This window comes from Bradyrhizobium symbiodeficiens (assembly GCF_002266465.3).
Classification (GTDB): domain Bacteria; phylum Pseudomonadota; class Alphaproteobacteria; order Rhizobiales; family Xanthobacteraceae; genus Bradyrhizobium; species Bradyrhizobium symbiodeficiens.
Genome location: NZ_CP029427.2, coordinates 2,300,738 through 2,316,175, shown reverse-complemented (window position 1 = coordinate 2,316,175; position 15,438 = coordinate 2,300,738). Strand labels below are relative to the sequence as shown.

The window sequence follows — 15,438 nt, the reverse complement described above, 5'->3', positions numbered from 1 at the left end:
GGGCTCCGTGCGGCAGAACATCCGCCACGTCCGGGCAAGAAGCGGGGCTTGCCCGGAGTTGCTGTCGGCGGACGCAAAGGCCTCAGACGACGTTGATCTTCTCGAAAATGCCCTCCGCGCCGATTTCCTTGGCGTAGGTGGCCATCACGGGGTCGGCGAGCTTCTTCATGGCGTCCCGCTCCTCGAAGGGAACGCGCTTGAGCTTGCCGGCCTTCTCGAGCGTATCGAGCTTGACGACCTCTTCGCTCGACTCGAGCTGACGGCCGTAGTCGCCGGCCTCCTTGCCGGCCTTCATGATCGCGTCCTGCAGCTCCTTCGGCAAGGTCTTCAGCGTCTTCACCGAGAAGCAGATCGGCCGGATCGACACGGCGTGCTGGGTCAGGTTGAGATGCGGGGCCACTTCGTAGAACTTCATCGCTTCGACGCCGGCCGCCTCGTTTTCGCCGGCCGAAATCACGCCGTTCTGGATCGCGTTGTAGATTTCGTTATAGGCGATCACCGTCGGGCTCATGCCCACCGCCGCAAAAGTCTTCGACCAGATCGGCGCGCCCTGCACCCGAACCTTGAGACCCTTGAGATCGGCGAGATTCTTGAGCGGCTTGTTGGCGAAGATGTTGCGGATGCCGCCGCCGGAATAACCGATCAGGACGACCTCGGCTTTCGCCGCGACTTCGTCGGCGATCGGCGCCAGGATATTGGCCTCGACGACCTTGTTCATATGCTCGATGCCCTTGAACACGAAGGGTGCGTCGATGAACGGGGCCGCCTTTGCGAAGGTCGACATATGGGCCGGCGAGACGATGCCGTAATCGACCGCCTTGCCCTGCGACATGTATTCGAAATACTGCTTCTCGAGGCCGAGCGATGAGTTCCTGTGCAGGGTGAAGTTGACGGGCTTGCCGTAATACTTCTTCACCAGCTCCTCGAACCGGAGCAGTGCCCGATTGAAGGCGTGGTCGTCGTTGAACTGCACGGCTCCGTTGAGCGTGATCGGCGCCTGCGCCCTGAGGATCGAGGGCATGCCGACCACAGCCGCCGCGGTGGTCGCACCGAACCCAGCGAGAAATGACCTTCGCTTCATCGTCCCCTCCCTTTGATGCCCCGGCCCTGTCGTCGGGCCGTGAGCGCAGCCGGTATGCGGCTTGCGAGAGGCAAGCGTATGAAAATCCGCGGCGGGACGGAAGCCGGATTCGGATGCGCGGTCCGGCAATGATGAGCCCGCCGCTGATACAGTTCGACGCAGGACCCGCGCTCATGCCATCTGCTGCACCGCAACCTTCACCTCGTCACTCTCCCGGAGCGCCGGTCCATGACCAATTGTGCCGTGGCACAATGGAGCCGCTGCTCTATGCTTCGTTTGTCCGGCGCCGTCGCGTCGGCGCCGGGAAGTTCACGTTTGTCAAAGCTCACCCTGCCGGTCCGCCTCGCTCTTCTGGTCACGGGAACGATGTTGCCGCTGATCGTCTTCGCGGTTGGCATTGTCTTCTACAACTACAAGCAGGACCGGAGCGACGCGACCCGCCGCGTGCTGGAGAACGTGCGCAGCATGCGCCTCGTACTGGACTCCGAGGTACAGCGGATGACCGGCGGCCTGCAGGTGCTCGCGTTGACCAATGCGCTGCGCAACGACGACTTCCAAAACTTCCGCCGCATCGCGCTCGGTTTCGTCGAGCAATATGGCAAAGGCGGCCTGGTGCTGATCTCCGATCGCGAGGGTCGGCTGTTGTTCTCTTCCGCAACGGAAGACACCGCAAGCCTGCCGCCACGCGGCAATCTCGAGACAATCGAAAGAGTATTTGCAAGGAAAACGCCGCAATATTCCGACCTGTTCATCGGCGCGATCAACGGCCGGCAGGAGCTCACCGTCGAGGTTCCGGTATTTCGCGACGGCGAGGTGATCTACGACCTCTGTTTCAGCCCGCCGATCAGCATCTTTCAGGGGCTTGTCGAGAAGCAACGCCCGGACCAAGTCTGGACCGTATCCCTGCTCGACACCAAGAGCGTCGTCTTCGCGCGCGTACCGAACCCGAGCGAGATGATCGGCAAGCGGGCCTCCGGCGTACTCAAGGATGCAATGACTCGCACGTCAGAAGCCGCCCTTTCGAGCGTCTCGCTCGACGGGGTGGCGCTGTCCTCTGCCTTTACCAGGTCGAGCCTGACGGGCTGGACGGTCGTGGCCGGCGTCCCCGAGAGCTCGCTGATCGCGCCGCTCTGGCGCAACATCGCGATCACGAGCCTGATCGGCGGCATCCTGCTGCTGACCGGCCTCACCTTCGCGGTCAGGATGGCGACCACGATCGCGCGCGGCGAGATGCTGCACAATCTCTTGATCGATGAACTCAACCACCGGGTCAAGAATACGCTGGCCTTGATGCAGGCGATCGCTGTGCAGACCTTCCGCAGTGCCAGCCGGGACGAACGGATGAAGTTCGAGGGGCGGCTCGGCGCACTGGCCGAAGCGCATAATCTGCTGAGCCAGGAGAAATGGGCGGGCTCCGAGCTGCGGGAGGTGATCGCCCGCGCGCTGCAGCCGTTCCTGATGAACGGTCCCGACCGCATCCGCATGGCCGGACCCGCCGTGCCATTGTCGCCGCGACTCGCCGTGGTGCTGTCGATGATCGTCCACGAGATCGCCACCAACGCAGCGAAATATGGTGCGCTGTCCAACGAGACCGGGCGGGTGACGCTGGATTGGGAGATCCTCGCCGATGCCCCGAAACCGAGGCTGCGCCTGGTCTGGACCGAGACCGGCGGACCGCCGGTGACGGCACCGGTGCAGCGCGGCTTCGGCTCACGCCTGATCGAGCGCAGCGCCCGCGACCAGCTCGGCGGCGAGGCCACCGTCGACTTCCTGCCGCGCGGCGTGGTCTGCACCGTGGTCTGCGCGCTGGACGAGACGCGGTGAACGGGACGCGCCCTACCCGATGGTCTGCAGCGCCGGGAACGTCTCCAGCAGCCAGATGCTCACATTCGAGACTGCGCCGGTGAGAAAGCCGATGCCGGTGATCACCATCAGGACGCCCATGGCGCGCTCGACATTGACGAGATGGCCCTTCATGCGCGCGAAAAGCGCGGAGAACTGCTCGATCATCAAAGCAGCGATCAGGAAGGGAATGCCGAGACCGGCGGAATAGACCGCGAGCAGCCCTGCGCCCTTCGTCACCGTGGTCTCAGCGGCGGCGATCGACAGGATCGCGGCGAGGATCGGGCCGATGCAGGGCGTCCAGCCGAACGCGAAAGCGAGCCCCATGATATAGGCGCCCCAGAGACCGACCGGCTTCGGGATCGGCAGCCGTCCCTCGCGCATCAACAGGCCGATGCGCGTCAGGCCCAGGAAGTGCAGGCCCATGATGATGATGACGATGCCGGCGAGGATCGACAGCTCCGCCGACCAGGCGCGAATCAGCCCGCCGACCAGCGAGGCGCTGGCGCCGAGCGCGACGAAAACCGTGGAGAAGCCGAGAACGAACAGCAGCGCCGACATCATGATCGCGCGCTTGGAGGCCGAGGCCGGCTCGTCGCTCTCGACGTGCTCGATCGTGGCGCCCGTCAGATAGATCAGATAGGGCGGGACCAGGGGCAGGACGCAAGGCGAGAGGAAGCTGACGAGGCCGGCAATCAGCGCCGCCGGGATCGAAACATTTTGCATGATGCCGTCTGAGCCATCTCAGGCGCCGGTGAAGCGCGCCGGGAATGCGCGCGGCCCGAAGCCGAACCGGCTCTGGTGTAACCGATGCCGGAGAATGCGCAACAGAGGCGCACGAAACCAGGGCTCCTCCCGATGCCGCCTGCGATCACAGATGCGGCATCGGGACGCGCACAAACCTCGCCAAAAAGCGAGATTCGGCGGCGCGGCTACTTCACCACGCGGAGCAGCGGACGCCGGGGCTGGTCCTGCGTCTGCTTGGAAGGGGACGGCGGCACGCTCGCGGCGCTCCGCAGCATTTCGTCGCACAGTGCCTTGAGATCGGCACTGTCAATTCCTTTGAGCTTCATCCTGACGTCGAGGATGACAATGGAGAGCAGCTCGGCCGACTCACGGCTGTCGCACGCGTTGAGAACCCTGCGGCACCCCTCGAGCGTTTCCAGCACCGACTGCAACTGTTCGTCTGAATGCGACACCGGCGTTCTTTCCGTTAATTCGGCCTGCGGGACGTGATTGGGACGATCTCTTCGGCCCCCATTGAGTTCTGAGGATACCATGAGGCCACTGCGCCTCCGAACCTGATTCCAGCGCGTTTCTGCTGTGGAACCGCGACTTCAGCCAGCATTGCCGCGCAACGCCGGCGGCTGTTTTCGAAGCCGTCCTCAAGCGAACGCGTGGCGCATTGTGATGGATCCATCGCGAGACCCGATGCCGGCTCGCGCGCAACGACATTCATTGCGGACAGCGCCTGCAATCCCGCAGCCATTTCACGGCTCGCAACGGAACTCACGCTACAACCCCTCTTGCGGGCGAATAATCCACCCGATTCCCCAGCCCATGGCAGCATCTAAATACCACCCACAAGGTAGTAAGGATGATGGTTCAAAACTCATCATCCCCCAACCCGCAGTGGTTGTGGTTTGCGCCAGATTCTGCCAGTTTAGCGACCCGAAGGGACTTGTATGCACTCCTTGGCGGAAAGGGGCGTTCCTCTGGCGGAACGCCCAAAGACAAATCTCAGCGGCCTCTCGGATTGGGATGCCGCCCGTATATTCCTCGAAGTCGTCCGATGCGGAAGTTTCCGGTCGGCGGCCGAGCGCTTGTCGCTGTCGATCAACGCCGTGCGCCGGCGAATCGACGATTTCGAGCGCCAGACCGGCACCACACTGTTCACCCGCGACGTCCACGGCACCCATCTGACCGATGAAGGCGCTCTGGTGGTGTCCGCCGTCGAGCGCATGGAGGCCGCCACCTTCGATGTGCTGCGCGCCAGCGATTCGATGGCCAACGCCCTGTCCGGCGAGGTGCGGGTCGCCGTCACCGAGGGGCTCGGCACGTTCTGGCTCGCCCCGCGCCTGGTTGAATTCCAGCAGGCCTATCCGAAGATCCTGGTCGACCTGCATTGCGCAATGCGCTCGGCCGACGTCTCGCGCCACGAGGCCGACGTCGCGATCCATCTGTTGCGTCCCTCGGCGCTCGACATCAAGCTGGTGCGGCTCGGCCGCATGCATCTGATGTTCTGGGCCTCGGAGAAATACATCGAGAAGCATGGCGCGCCGCGCACGGCGGCGGAATTGATCAAGCATCGCCTGGTGCTGCAATTCGCCGATCAGCTCGCCGCCAAGGAAACCTTCGAGAGCTTCTTTCCCGGCGTATCGGAACGTGACCTTCTGGTCATGAAGACCAACGTCTCAAGCGCCAACTACTGGGCGGTTGCGAATGGCGCCGGCATCGGCGTCTTCCCAAGCTACGCCATCGCGCTTGGCGGGAAGTTGATTCCACTGGAGGTCGAGTTGAACCGACCGCTGGATATCTGGTTGTCCTACCATCCCGGTAGCGGCCGTATTCCGCGCGTGCGGCACATGATTGATTGGCTGATCGAAGCTTTCAGTCCGGCTCGCTTCCCGTGGTTTAAGGAAGAGTTCGTGCACCCGCATGAATTCAAGGACTCGTATATGGGCGAACCCCTGACCCAGCTCTTCGGGGGATTTTCAACCGAAGAACAAAGGTGAAAACGAAGATGAAAGCAGCGGCGAAAAGAATGAAGCAGCGCAGTGCCGGCAAGCCGGACATCGAGCTGGGCAAACGGATCCGTCTGCGGCGTGTCGAGATGAAGATCTCGCAGGCCGAACTCGGCGAGAAGCTCGGCGTCAGTTTCCAGCAGGTCCAGAAATACGAGAAGGGCGTCAATCGCGTCGGCGCGGCTCGGCTTCAGCAGATCGCCACCGCTCTCGATGTGCCCGTGACCTTCTTCTACGACGGCGACAACAAGGCCCGCGAAGTCGAGAGCCTCCTGTTCCTTGATAGCGCGTTCAGCCTCCGCCTGCTGCGCGCCTACAGCAAGATCAAGGATCAGACGGTGCAACGTCAGCTCGTCTCGCTGATGGAATCGATCGCGGCGAACGAAGCCTGAGGTCGGTCGACGGTCTGTCTTTACGACCGACCTTCAATCCGCCGCGCCACGGGGGCGCGGCCGGATTGACGAGACCCGGATTGCATGTTCTTGCGTCCGTCCTCGCCCGCGCGCTTTCCGCGTGGGACCTTTGCTTGTAGGGGCGGTCCGACCGCCCCTTTTTGTTGCCATTGGTTCCCGTCTTGCGAACGTCCCGGCACGGCCGCCATGCAATAGCGGCACAGGCGGATGCAAGCCACCTCGCCTGCCGCCGTTGACCGCGGTAACGCCCCCGCCGCACATTGCACCTTGCCAAACGACAAGCGAGCGCGCGATGCCCGACATTTCCAGCACGATCGAAACACCTTACGCCGACGGCAGGATCCTCAAGCACGCAGCCAATGGCGTCGGCGTGATCACCTTCAACAATCCCGACAGGCGCAACGCAATGTCGCTGGAGATGTGGGAGGGATTTGGCGAGGCGCTGACGGCCTTGCGCGATGACGAGACGGTGCGCGTCGTGATCCTGCGCGGTGCCGGCGGCAAGGCGTTCGTCTCCGGGGCCGACATCAGCCAGTTCGAGAAGACGCGCCATAACGCGGCGGCGTCCGAGGAATATGCCAGGCGCAGCGCCGCCCAGCGCGCAATGCTGGCCGACTATCCCAAGCCGACCATCGCCTGCATCGACGGCTATTGCCTCGGCGGCGGCATGCAGGTTGCCATGCTTGCTGACATCCGCCTCGCCTCGCATGGCAGCCAGTTCGGCATTCCCGCCGCAAAGCTCGGCATCGCCTATGGCTATGACGGCTTGAAGCATCTGGTGTCGCTCGTCGGCCCGTCCTGGGCGCGGCTTCTGATGTACACGGGCATGCGCATCGATTCCGCGGAGGCGCTGCGCATCGGTCTCGTCGAGCGCGTGTTTCCGGTCGATGAGCTCTGGGGCGAGACGATGACGATCGCCCAGACCATCTCCGAGAATGCCCCGCTCGCAATCAAGGCCGCCAAGATCACCATCGCGCAGGTACTGAAGGACGAGAGCCGGCGCGACATGGAGGCGATCAAGGCGATCGGCAATGCCTGCATGGACAGCGCCGATTTCCGCGAAGGTCGGCAAGCCTTCATGGAGAAACGCAGACCCAATTTCCAGGGGCGCTGAATCTGAACCTTCATTCAGGAAGATTAAATCCGCGTGCGGCCGCAACTAGATAGCAACCAGTTGATCCGCCGCAGGTTCTCTCGCCACCAACGAGGGAGATTGCGATGAAACTTAAGCTTGCTGTTCTCGGCCTGGCTGCCTTGGCCGGTGCGGCGCTCGCTTCGGGCTCGGCGTTCGCAGCAATGCCGAACGGCATTCCGCAGGCGGACCAGCTTGCAAAGGGTCCGGCTGCTGACGTCGATCAGGTGCGCTGGGTCTGCAACCCCTGGGGCCGCTGCTTCTGGCGCCCGAACTATTATGGCGCCTACGGCTATTATGGCGGCCCGCGACGTTTCTACGGCCCGCGTCCGTGGGGCTGGGGTCACCGCCATCACCATTGGCGCCGCTGGTGAACACAAAGGGGCCTGCGGGCCCCTTTTCTTTGACTACAGCGCCGCAAGCACCGCCTTGGTGATATCCGCCGTGCCGTTGCTGCCGCCGAACTCCATCGGCTTGATGCCGCCGGCATAGACCTGATCCACCGCACGCTCGATCGTCTCGCCGGCCTCCGCCGCGCTCTCGACGCCGTGCTTGTCGGCGAGCCAATCCAGCATCATCGCCGCCGACAGGATCATGCCGGTCGGATTGGCCTTGCCCTGCCCCATGATGTCAGGCGCGGTGCCGTGGCAGGGCTGGAACACGGCGTATTTGTCGCCGATGTCGGCCGACGGCGCCATGCCGAGGCCGCCGATCAGGCTCGCGGTGATGTCGGAGACGATGTCGCCGAACATGTTCTCCATCACCATGACGTCGAAATCCCAGGGACGCTTCACCAGCATGGCCGAGCAGGCGTCGACATAGAGCCGATCGGTCTTCACTTCCGGATGCTTCTTTTCAATCTCGTCGAAAATGCCGCGGAAGAACGCGAACGCCTTGAACACATTCGCCTTGTCGACGCAGGTGAGCGCGCCCGGCTTGCCGCGCGCCTTGCGCCGCTCGGCGAGGCGAAACGAGAATTCGAACAGGCGCTCGGAGGTCCTGCGCGTGATCACCATGGTCTCGCGCGCGTCCTCATGGGTGACGACGCCCTTGCCCATCGACGCGAACAGCCCTTCGGTCGATTCCCGGATCACGACGAGATCGATGCCGCGCCGGTCGGCGCCGACGATCGGACTCGGCACGCCTGGAATGAGCCGCGCGGGTCGCACGCCGGCATAGAGATCGAAGATGAAACGCAGCTCGATCTGCGGTGCGATCTCGGTATTGTCGGGGTAGCGCACCGACGGCAGGCCGCAGGCCCCGAGCAGGATGGCATCGGCCTCCTCGCACAGCTTGATGGTCGAGTCAGGCATCGATTTGCCGGTGGCGAGATAATTGTTGGCGCCGGCCGGCGCCTCGGTGAAGCGGAAGCGCAGATCCGATTTTTGCTCGATCTTGCGCAGCACCTCGACGGCCGGCGCCATGACTTCGGGACCGATACCGTCACCGGCGAGCACGGCAATGTGGAAGGCGTTGTTTGCGGACATGGGAGGCCTCGAGGAAGGGGTTAGTCGTCATTGCGAGGAACTCGCGACAAGATTGCGTAGCAATCTTGCGCTGATGCGACGAAGCAATCCAGACTCCGCGGAGGGATTTCTGGATTGCTTCGCTGCGTTCGCAATGACCGCGGAGAGAACCGTTGCTACGGCGTCAGCACCGTGCGCCCGACCACCGCGCCCTGCTGCAATTGCACCAGCGCCTCGTTGGCCTTGGCGAGCGGAGCCGTCGTCACCGGGATCGGCGGCACCTTCTTGGCGCGAACGAGATCGAGCAGTTCCTGCGTCTCGCGCAGGTTGCCGACATAGCTGCCCTGGATCGTGATCGCCTTGATCGGAATCAGCGGCAGCGCCCAGGTCGCGCCGCCGCCGAACAGGCCGACGATGACGAGCTTGCCGCCCTTGGTCAGGCAGTCGAATCCAAGTTGCGTCGTCGCGGCGTTGCCGACGAGGTCGATCACGGCGCGGATCGGCCCGCCCACCTTTTTCGCCAACTGCTCCAGCGCATCCGGCGCCTTGGGATCGACGGTGGCGAGCGCGCCGGCCTTTTCCGCAGCCTCGCGCTTCCTGGCATCGATATCGACCATGACCGCGCCCTTGCCGCCCATCGCCTTGAGCAGCGTCAGCGCCATCAGGCCGAGACCGCCGGCGCCGAACATCACGATCGGGGTGTCGAAATGCTGCTCGACCTTCTTCAGCGCACTGTAGGTGGTGACACCCGAACAGGCATAAGGCGCGGTCGTCGCGGGATCGAGCCCTTTCAGGTTAAGCAGGTAGCGCGGATGCGGCACCAGCATGTGGTCGGAATAGCCGCCGTCGCAATAAACGCCGAGCGAGCGCGGCGTCAGGCACATATTCTCATCGCCGGCCAGGCACGTCGCACACTTGCCGCAACCGATCCAGGGATAGACGAGGCCGACATCGCCGAGCTTGAGGTCGCCCTGGTCGGTCGATTTCACGTCGGGACCGAACGCCAGGATTTCGCCGACCGTCTCGTGCCCCATGGTCAGCGGGAGATTGATGCCGCGGTCCTTCAACGACAATGGCTTGCGGCCATGGCCGAGATCGTAGCCGCCTTCCCAGATGTGGAGGTCGCTGTGGCAGACGCCGGCCGCCTTCACCTTGATCAGCACCTGCGTGCCGGACGGCTGCGGCGTGGCCTCGTCGAACTCTTGCAGCGGCGCCTTGAAATCGGCAACCTTGAAACTCTTCATCGGCGTCCTCCCGGCATGCTTCTTGTCGCCGCGCCACCATGCCATGGCCGGCAGGGCGAGACAAACCGGTCTTAGTTCAGGCCAGCGGATGATGGCAAGCCGCGAACTGGCCGGGTGCGACTTCGCGCAACTCCGGTATCTCCGCGCTGCATCGCTGGTCGGCGCGCGGACAGCGGGTGCGGAAGCGGCAGCCGGACGGCGGCGCAATCGGGGATGGCGGCTCACCGGCCGCCACACTCTCGGCGGGACGCACATCCGGATCGGGCACCGGGATCGCCTGCAACAAGAGCCCGGTATAGGGATGTGCGGGATTTGCGAACAATTGCTCCGAAGGGCCGACCTCGCAGAGCCGGCCGAGATACATCACCGCGACGCGGTCGCTGACCGCTTTGACCACCGCGAGATCATGCGCGATGAACAGGAGCGTCAGGCCGAAGCGCGCTTTCATCTCCTCCAGCAAATTGAGGATCTGCGCGCGGATGGAGACGTCCAGCGCCGAGACCGGCTCGTCGCAGACGATGAACTCGGGGTTGAGCACCAGCGACCGCGCGATGCAGATGCGCTGGCACTGCCCGCCCGAGAATTCGTGCGGCAGGCGGCCCGCCACGAGATCAGGATCGAGCCCGACCGCAGAGAGCACCTCGTGAACCCTGCGCTTGCGCTCGGCGGCATCCTTGACGCCGGCAATGATCAGCGGCTCGGCCACGATGTCGCCGATACGGCGGCGCGGATTGAGCGAGGCAATCGGATCCTGGAAAATGAGCTGCACGCGGCGGCGCATCCTGCGTAGCGCCTCGCCCTCCATCGCGGTGAGGTCCTCGCCGTCGAACAGCACGCGGCCGGATTTGGCGCGGCGGAGTTGCAGCACCGCGCGCCCCAGCGTCGACTTGCCGCAGCCGGATTCGCCGACGAGACCCAGCGTCTCGCCGCGCGCGACCGCAAGGCTGACACCGGAAACCGCGTGCACCGTCTTGTTGCCGAGACCATATTCGACGACGAGATTATCGACGCTCAGGAGCGGCTCGGCGCGCACGGCAAGCTGCATCATGCGCCGATTCCTTCCGCCATCTGGATCGGGTGGAAGCAGGCATAGAGATGATCAGGCATCTCGGCGCTCGTCAGGCCGGGCTTGGCCTCATGACAACGGCTGGCGGCATAGCGGCAGCGCGGTGCGAAGGAGCAGCCACGCAGCGGCCGTGTCGGATCGGGCGGGCGGCCGGAGATCGCAGGCAGCGGCGTATGCGGCGCGGTCTCCAGCTTCGGGATCGCCGCCAACAGCGCCTCGGTGTAGGGCATGTGCATCCGCTTGAACAACGCCCGCGTCGGCGCGCGCTCCACCACCCTGCCCGCATACATCACCGCGACCTCGTCGGCGCGGCCGGCGACCACGCCGAGATCGTGGGTGATGATGATCATGGCCATGTGGCGGCGGCGCTGCTCGCGCGCGAGCAGATCGAGGATCTGCGCCTGGATGGTCACGTCGAGCGCGGTGGTCGGCTCGTCCGCGATCAAGAGCTTCGGCTCGCAGGACAGCGCGATCGCGATCGCGATACGTTGGCGCATGCCACCGGAGCATTGATGCGGATATTGTGCGAGCCGCTGCTCCGGCGCGGGGATGCCAACAGCGGCGAGCAACTCGATGCTGCGCTTCCGTGCCTCCGGAGCATCGAGCTCGAGATGCTCCTGGATCGTCTCGATCAGCTGCGTGCCGATGGTCAGCACCGGGTTGAGCGAGGTCATGGGGTCCTGGAATACGACTGCAAGCTCGCGCCCCCGCAAGCGACGCAGGCTTTCCGAGGGAAGCCGCACCAGGTCCTGTCCCTCGAACATGACGCGTCCGGTGAGCTTTGCCTTCTTCGGCAAGAGCTGAAGCACCGCACGCGACAGCATGGTCTTGCCGCAGCCGGATTCGCCGACGATGCCGAGCGTGCGCCCCGCATCGAGCGACAGATCGACATGGTCGACGGCACGCAAATTGCCGCGCGGCGTCGGCAGATCGACCGCGACGCCTTCGATGGTCAGCAGCGGAGTGCTCACAGCGCCCCCTGACGCGGGTCGGTCAGTGCCCGCAGGGTATCGCCGACCAGATTGAAGGCCAGCACGGTCAGGAACAGCGCCGCCGCGGGCAGAAAGGCCAGCCGCGGCGCGATGTCGAGGCTCTCGCGCCCCTCCCCGATCATGCTGCCCCAGCTCGCCATCGGCGGCGGCACGCCGAGACCGAGGAAGGACAGCGCGCCCTCGACCACGATGGTGACGGCAACTCCGAGCAGGAAGAAGGCCAGCAGCGGCAGGATCACGTTCGGCAACAGCTCGCGCAACAGGATGCGCGCATGGCTGGCACCGAGCGCCTCGGCTGCGATCACGAATTCCCGCCGCGCCAACGTCAGCGTCGCCGCCCGCGCCACCCGCATGAAGGCGGGAATGCCGAGCACGCCGAGGATCAAGGTGAGGTTGGCAATGGACTGGCCGAGATAGGCAACGACGGCGAGCGCGAAGATCAGCGGCGGAAAGGCGAGCAGCACGTCCATGCTGCCGACCACCAGCGTCTCGAACCGGCCGCGGAAATAGCCGGCGAGCAGGCCGAGCGCGCCGCCGAGCGTGAGGCCGATCATCGGCGCGATCAGCCCGACCGTCAGCGACACCCGCGCACCAAATATCAGCCGGGCGAACTCGTCGCGGCCGAGCCCGTCGGTGCCGAGCCAATGCTCGGTGGAGAACGCCGCGCGGCGCTCCAGCATGTCCATGTCTACAGGGTTCTGCAGCGGCAGCACTGGCGCGAGCATCGCGAGCAAAAGGATGATCGCGACCCAGGCGCTGGCGAGCCAGAACAGCAGGCCGAGCCTACGCTTGCGGCCGGCGGGCACAGGCGCCGCCTCCTCCTGCATCGAGAGCTCAAGCGTGGCCATGGCGGATCCTGGGGTCGAGCACGGCGTAGAGCATGTCGACGATGAAATTCACGATGACGAAGCCGCAGGCAACCAGCAGCACAACGCCCTGGAGGATGACGAGGTCGCGGGTGTAGATCGCCCCGACCAGGAGCCGGCCGATGCCGGGCAGCGCGAAGATCGACTCCACGATCAGCGTGCCGCCGAGCAGACGGCCGATATTGATGCCTGTGACCGTCACCAGCGTCAGCGACGACGGCTTGAGCGCATGCACGAACAGGATGCGCGCGGGCTTGAGACCCTTGGCCTTGGCGAGCGCGATATAGTCCTCCTGCAAGGTCGCGATCATGTCGGAGCGCAGCACCCGCATGATCCCGGGCCATTCCGCCAGCGCCAGCGTCAGCGCCGGCAGCACGAAGAAGCGCAGATTGTTGAGCGGCTCCTCGGTGAACGGCACATAGCCGGTCGCCGGCAGCCAGTGCAGTTCGACCGCAAACAGGTAGATCAAGAGGATCGCCACCAGAAAGGACGGCATCGACAGCATGGCAAAAGCACTGCCGGTCATGACGCGGTCGAACGCACCGCCGGCACGCGCCGCGCAGGCGATCGCAACCGGGACGCCGATCATCAGCCCGATGAACTCGGCCATCAGCATCAATTCGAGCGAGACCGGAATGCGCTCGGCGACCGCCTGCAACACCGTCTGCCCGGTGCGAAACGAGCGGCCAAGATCGCCTTGCAGGACGTGGCCGAGCCAGCTCAGATAACGCCACCACAGCGGCTGATCGAGCCCCATGTCACGGCGCAGCGCCGCGACATTCTCCGGCGTCGCCTGATCGCCGAGGATCACGAGGGCGAGATCGCCCGGCAGCAGCGAGGCGATCAGGAATGTCAGCAGCGAGACGGCAAGCAGAACCGGGAGGATGGCAAGCAGCCGCCGAACGACGAAGTTCAGCATCGCGGCGTCATTCCAGCCAGGTCCTCGAGACGTCGATCACGCCGTTGTAGATCTTCGGAAAGCCCTTCAGCCTGGCGCTCGACAGCGCGTAATAGGTGTTCTGAAAGGTCCAGAACCAGATGGCTTCCTTGTTGATCAGGCGGCTTATGGCGCAGTAATCCTCGATGCGCTGGCTGAGATCGGCCGTGACGCGCGCGTGGTCCAGCAGCTTGTCGAGCTCGGGATTCGAGAAGCCGGCGAGCGCCAGCGGGCTGCCGGTGCGGAAATTCGCGTACATCTGCGGGTCGGGATCGGCGAGATCGACGATGCGCCACGGCGTCATCTGGAACTGGCGGGTGAAGGCGCGCGACGGAATGGTGGCCTGGTCGACCTGCTCGATCTCCATGTTGGCCCCGACACGCTTCCAGAATTGCTGGAGCACCTGGCCGACCACGCGGCCGCGCGGCGTCGCGGTCACCAGCATCTTGAATTCGACCGGCTTGCCGTAGTCCTTGATCAGCGCCTTCGCCTTCTCGACGTCGAACGGCAGCGCGCCGTCGTCCTTGCATTTGACCCAGGAGCCGTCGCCATAGGGATTGCTGGCGGGCCGGCTCAGGCCGTTGCTGATCGCCTGTGACATTTTCGGCCGATCGATCGCCATCACCAGCGCCTGTCGCACGCGGACGTCGTCGAACGGTGCGACCTTGGTGTTGAAGGCGTAGACCGCAGCGCCCGACCCCTTATAGGTGTGAACGGTGAGCTTGGGGTCCTTCTGCGCCTTCAGGATGTTGTCGGCGTCGGCCTCGTCATCCCAGATGATGTCGGCCTCGCCCGACTGCAGCGAGGCGAAGCGCGACTGGGCGTCGGGCAGCGGCTTCAGGATGATGCGGTCGAGATAAGGCTTGCCCTTGTCCCAGTAATTGGGATTCTTCTCCAGAACCATGCGGTCGCCGGCGGTCCAGGATTTCAGGATGTAGGGCCCGGTGCCGACGGGGTTGCGGTTGTAGTCGTCGCCCCTGGTCTTCCAGGCCGTCGGCGAGTGTATCGCGTTGTTCTGGCTCTGGATGGTGATCACCGCGGGCAGGTTCACCGAGGGATCGGTGAGCTTGTACACGATCGTGGTGTCGTCCGGCGCGAGCACTTCCTTGACGTTGGTGATGTAGAAGGCGCAGCGACACTTGTTGGCCGGATCCTTCTGGCGGTCGAAATTCTCCTTGAAGGCCTGCGCATTGAACGGCGTGCCGTCGTGGAATTTCACGCCCTCGCGCAGCTTGAAAGTCCAAGTCATGTAGTCGTCGGAGTGAGACCAGGACACCGCCAGCTTGGGCGCGGCTTCGCCCTTGTCGTCGAGCGTGGTCAGCGTGTCGAAGATGGCGGCGGCCGCGGTGAAGGTCGATGTGTCGTAGACCCCGACCTTGAGCGGATCGAAGCCCGGAATGTCCAGCTCCTGACCGACGGTGATGCTGCCGCCAGACTTCTGCGCCTGTGCGGGCCCGGCCAGCGGAAGAAGGGCAAATGCCGCAACAAGGAAAATCGGCGCGTGTTTACGCGCCGCAGCAGCTGTCTTCGTCATGGTTCCTCCCGGGATCCCTCGTCCGATGTTTCGGATCGCTGAATGACTGGGAGCGAGATTGGCGACAAAAGCGCGCCACGGCAAGAGGAACGCGCGACAGATCACACGCCGCACGTGCGGC

The 15,438-nt window shown here is 64.5% G+C and carries 15 protein-coding genes; 5 read left to right on the top strand and 10 right to left on the bottom strand.

Going from position 1 to position 15,438, the window contains the following annotated elements; genetic code table 11:
- Window positions 1–82: 82 nt before the first annotated feature.
- Window positions 83–1,081 (bottom strand): TRAP transporter substrate-binding protein, encoded by a 999-nt coding sequence (locus CIT39_RS10605; RefSeq protein WP_094975408.1) that lies wholly within the window; start codon window positions 1,079–1,081, stop codon window positions 83–85.
- A 366-nt stretch (window positions 1,082–1,447) separates the two neighbouring features.
- Between CIT39_RS10605 and CIT39_RS10600 the strand changes: the two genes are divergently transcribed.
- Window positions 1,448–2,905, top strand: coding sequence for a sensor histidine kinase (locus tag CIT39_RS10600; RefSeq protein WP_094975833.1), 1,458 nt, complete (start codon window positions 1,448–1,450; stop codon window positions 2,903–2,905).
- A gap of 12 nt (window positions 2,906–2,917) precedes the next feature.
- Here the strand turns inward: CIT39_RS10600 and CIT39_RS10595 are convergent, their stop codons facing one another.
- Window positions 2,918–3,649: a cytochrome c biogenesis CcdA family protein gene (locus CIT39_RS10595; protein ID WP_094892322.1), complete on the bottom strand. Its 732-nt coding sequence runs from the start codon at window positions 3,647–3,649 to the stop codon at window positions 2,918–2,920.
- A 206-nt stretch (window positions 3,650–3,855) separates the two neighbouring features.
- On the bottom strand, window positions 3,856–4,122 hold the full coding sequence (locus CIT39_RS10590) for a hypothetical protein (RefSeq protein ID WP_094975409.1): 267 nt from the start codon (window positions 4,120–4,122) through the stop codon (window positions 3,856–3,858).
- Window positions 4,123–4,608: 486 nt separating this feature from the next.
- Between CIT39_RS10590 and CIT39_RS10585 the strand changes: the two genes are divergently transcribed.
- The 4 genes from CIT39_RS10585 (at window position 4,609) to CIT39_RS10570 (ending at window position 7,586) form a co-directional block, all read left to right on the top strand.
- Window positions 4,609–5,658, top strand: coding sequence for a LysR family transcriptional regulator (locus CIT39_RS10585; RefSeq protein WP_094975411.1), 1,050 nt, complete (start codon window positions 4,609–4,611; stop codon window positions 5,656–5,658).
- A 29-nt stretch (window positions 5,659–5,687) separates the two neighbouring features.
- Window positions 5,688–6,059: a helix-turn-helix domain-containing protein gene (locus tag CIT39_RS10580; RefSeq protein ID WP_014497036.1), complete on the top strand. Its 372-nt coding sequence runs from the start codon at window positions 5,688–5,690 to the stop codon at window positions 6,057–6,059.
- A gap of 313 nt (window positions 6,060–6,372) precedes the next feature.
- Entirely contained in the window at window positions 6,373–7,194 is an 822-nt protein-coding gene (locus CIT39_RS10575) for an enoyl-CoA hydratase (protein ID WP_094975412.1), read from the top strand.
- A gap of 104 nt (window positions 7,195–7,298) precedes the next feature.
- A complete protein-coding gene (locus CIT39_RS10570) occupies window positions 7,299–7,586 on the top strand; it encodes a hypothetical protein (protein ID WP_094975413.1) in 288 nt (95 codons plus the stop codon).
- Between the two features lie 33 nt (window positions 7,587–7,619).
- Here CIT39_RS10570 and CIT39_RS10565 read toward each other — a convergent pair whose 3' ends face one another.
- The 7 genes from CIT39_RS10565 to CIT39_RS10535 all read right to left on the bottom strand — a co-directional run bounded on the left by CIT39_RS10565 (window position 7,620) and on the right by CIT39_RS10535 (window position 15,317).
- The gene (locus CIT39_RS10565) at window positions 7,620–8,699 is read right to left on the bottom strand and encodes an isocitrate/isopropylmalate dehydrogenase family protein (RefSeq protein ID WP_094975414.1); all 1,080 of its coding nucleotides are present in this window, start codon (window positions 8,697–8,699) and stop codon (window positions 7,620–7,622) included.
- Between the two features lie 155 nt (window positions 8,700–8,854).
- Window positions 8,855–9,922 carry an alcohol dehydrogenase gene (locus tag CIT39_RS10560; RefSeq protein ID WP_094975834.1) on the bottom strand — a complete coding sequence of 356 codons (1,068 nt, stop codon included), beginning with the start codon at window positions 9,920–9,922 and terminating at the stop codon, window positions 8,855–8,857.
- Window positions 9,923–9,998: 76 nt separating this feature from the next.
- Window positions 9,999–10,970, bottom strand: a complete 972-nt coding sequence (locus CIT39_RS10555; RefSeq protein ID WP_094975415.1) for an ABC transporter ATP-binding protein — start codon at window positions 10,968–10,970, stop codon at window positions 9,999–10,001.
- Window positions 10,967–11,959 (bottom strand): ABC transporter ATP-binding protein, encoded by a 993-nt coding sequence (locus tag CIT39_RS10550; protein ID WP_094975416.1) that lies wholly within the window; start codon window positions 11,957–11,959, stop codon window positions 10,967–10,969. The genes CIT39_RS10555 and CIT39_RS10550 overlap by 4 nt, the downstream gene beginning before the upstream one ends.
- Window positions 11,956–12,828, bottom strand: coding sequence for an ABC transporter permease (locus tag CIT39_RS10545; protein WP_094975417.1), 873 nt, complete (start codon window positions 12,826–12,828; stop codon window positions 11,956–11,958). Before CIT39_RS10545 ends, CIT39_RS10550 begins: the two co-directional genes overlap by 4 nt.
- Window positions 12,815–13,765 (bottom strand): ABC transporter permease, encoded by a 951-nt coding sequence (locus CIT39_RS10540; RefSeq protein ID WP_094975418.1) that lies wholly within the window; start codon window positions 13,763–13,765, stop codon window positions 12,815–12,817. Before CIT39_RS10540 ends, CIT39_RS10545 begins: the two co-directional genes overlap by 14 nt.
- 7 nt (window positions 13,766–13,772) lie before the next feature.
- On the bottom strand, window positions 13,773–15,317 hold the full coding sequence (locus tag CIT39_RS10535; protein ID WP_094975419.1) for an ABC transporter substrate-binding protein: 1,545 nt from the start codon (window positions 15,315–15,317) through the stop codon (window positions 13,773–13,775).
- Window positions 15,318–15,438 lie beyond the last annotated feature (121 nt).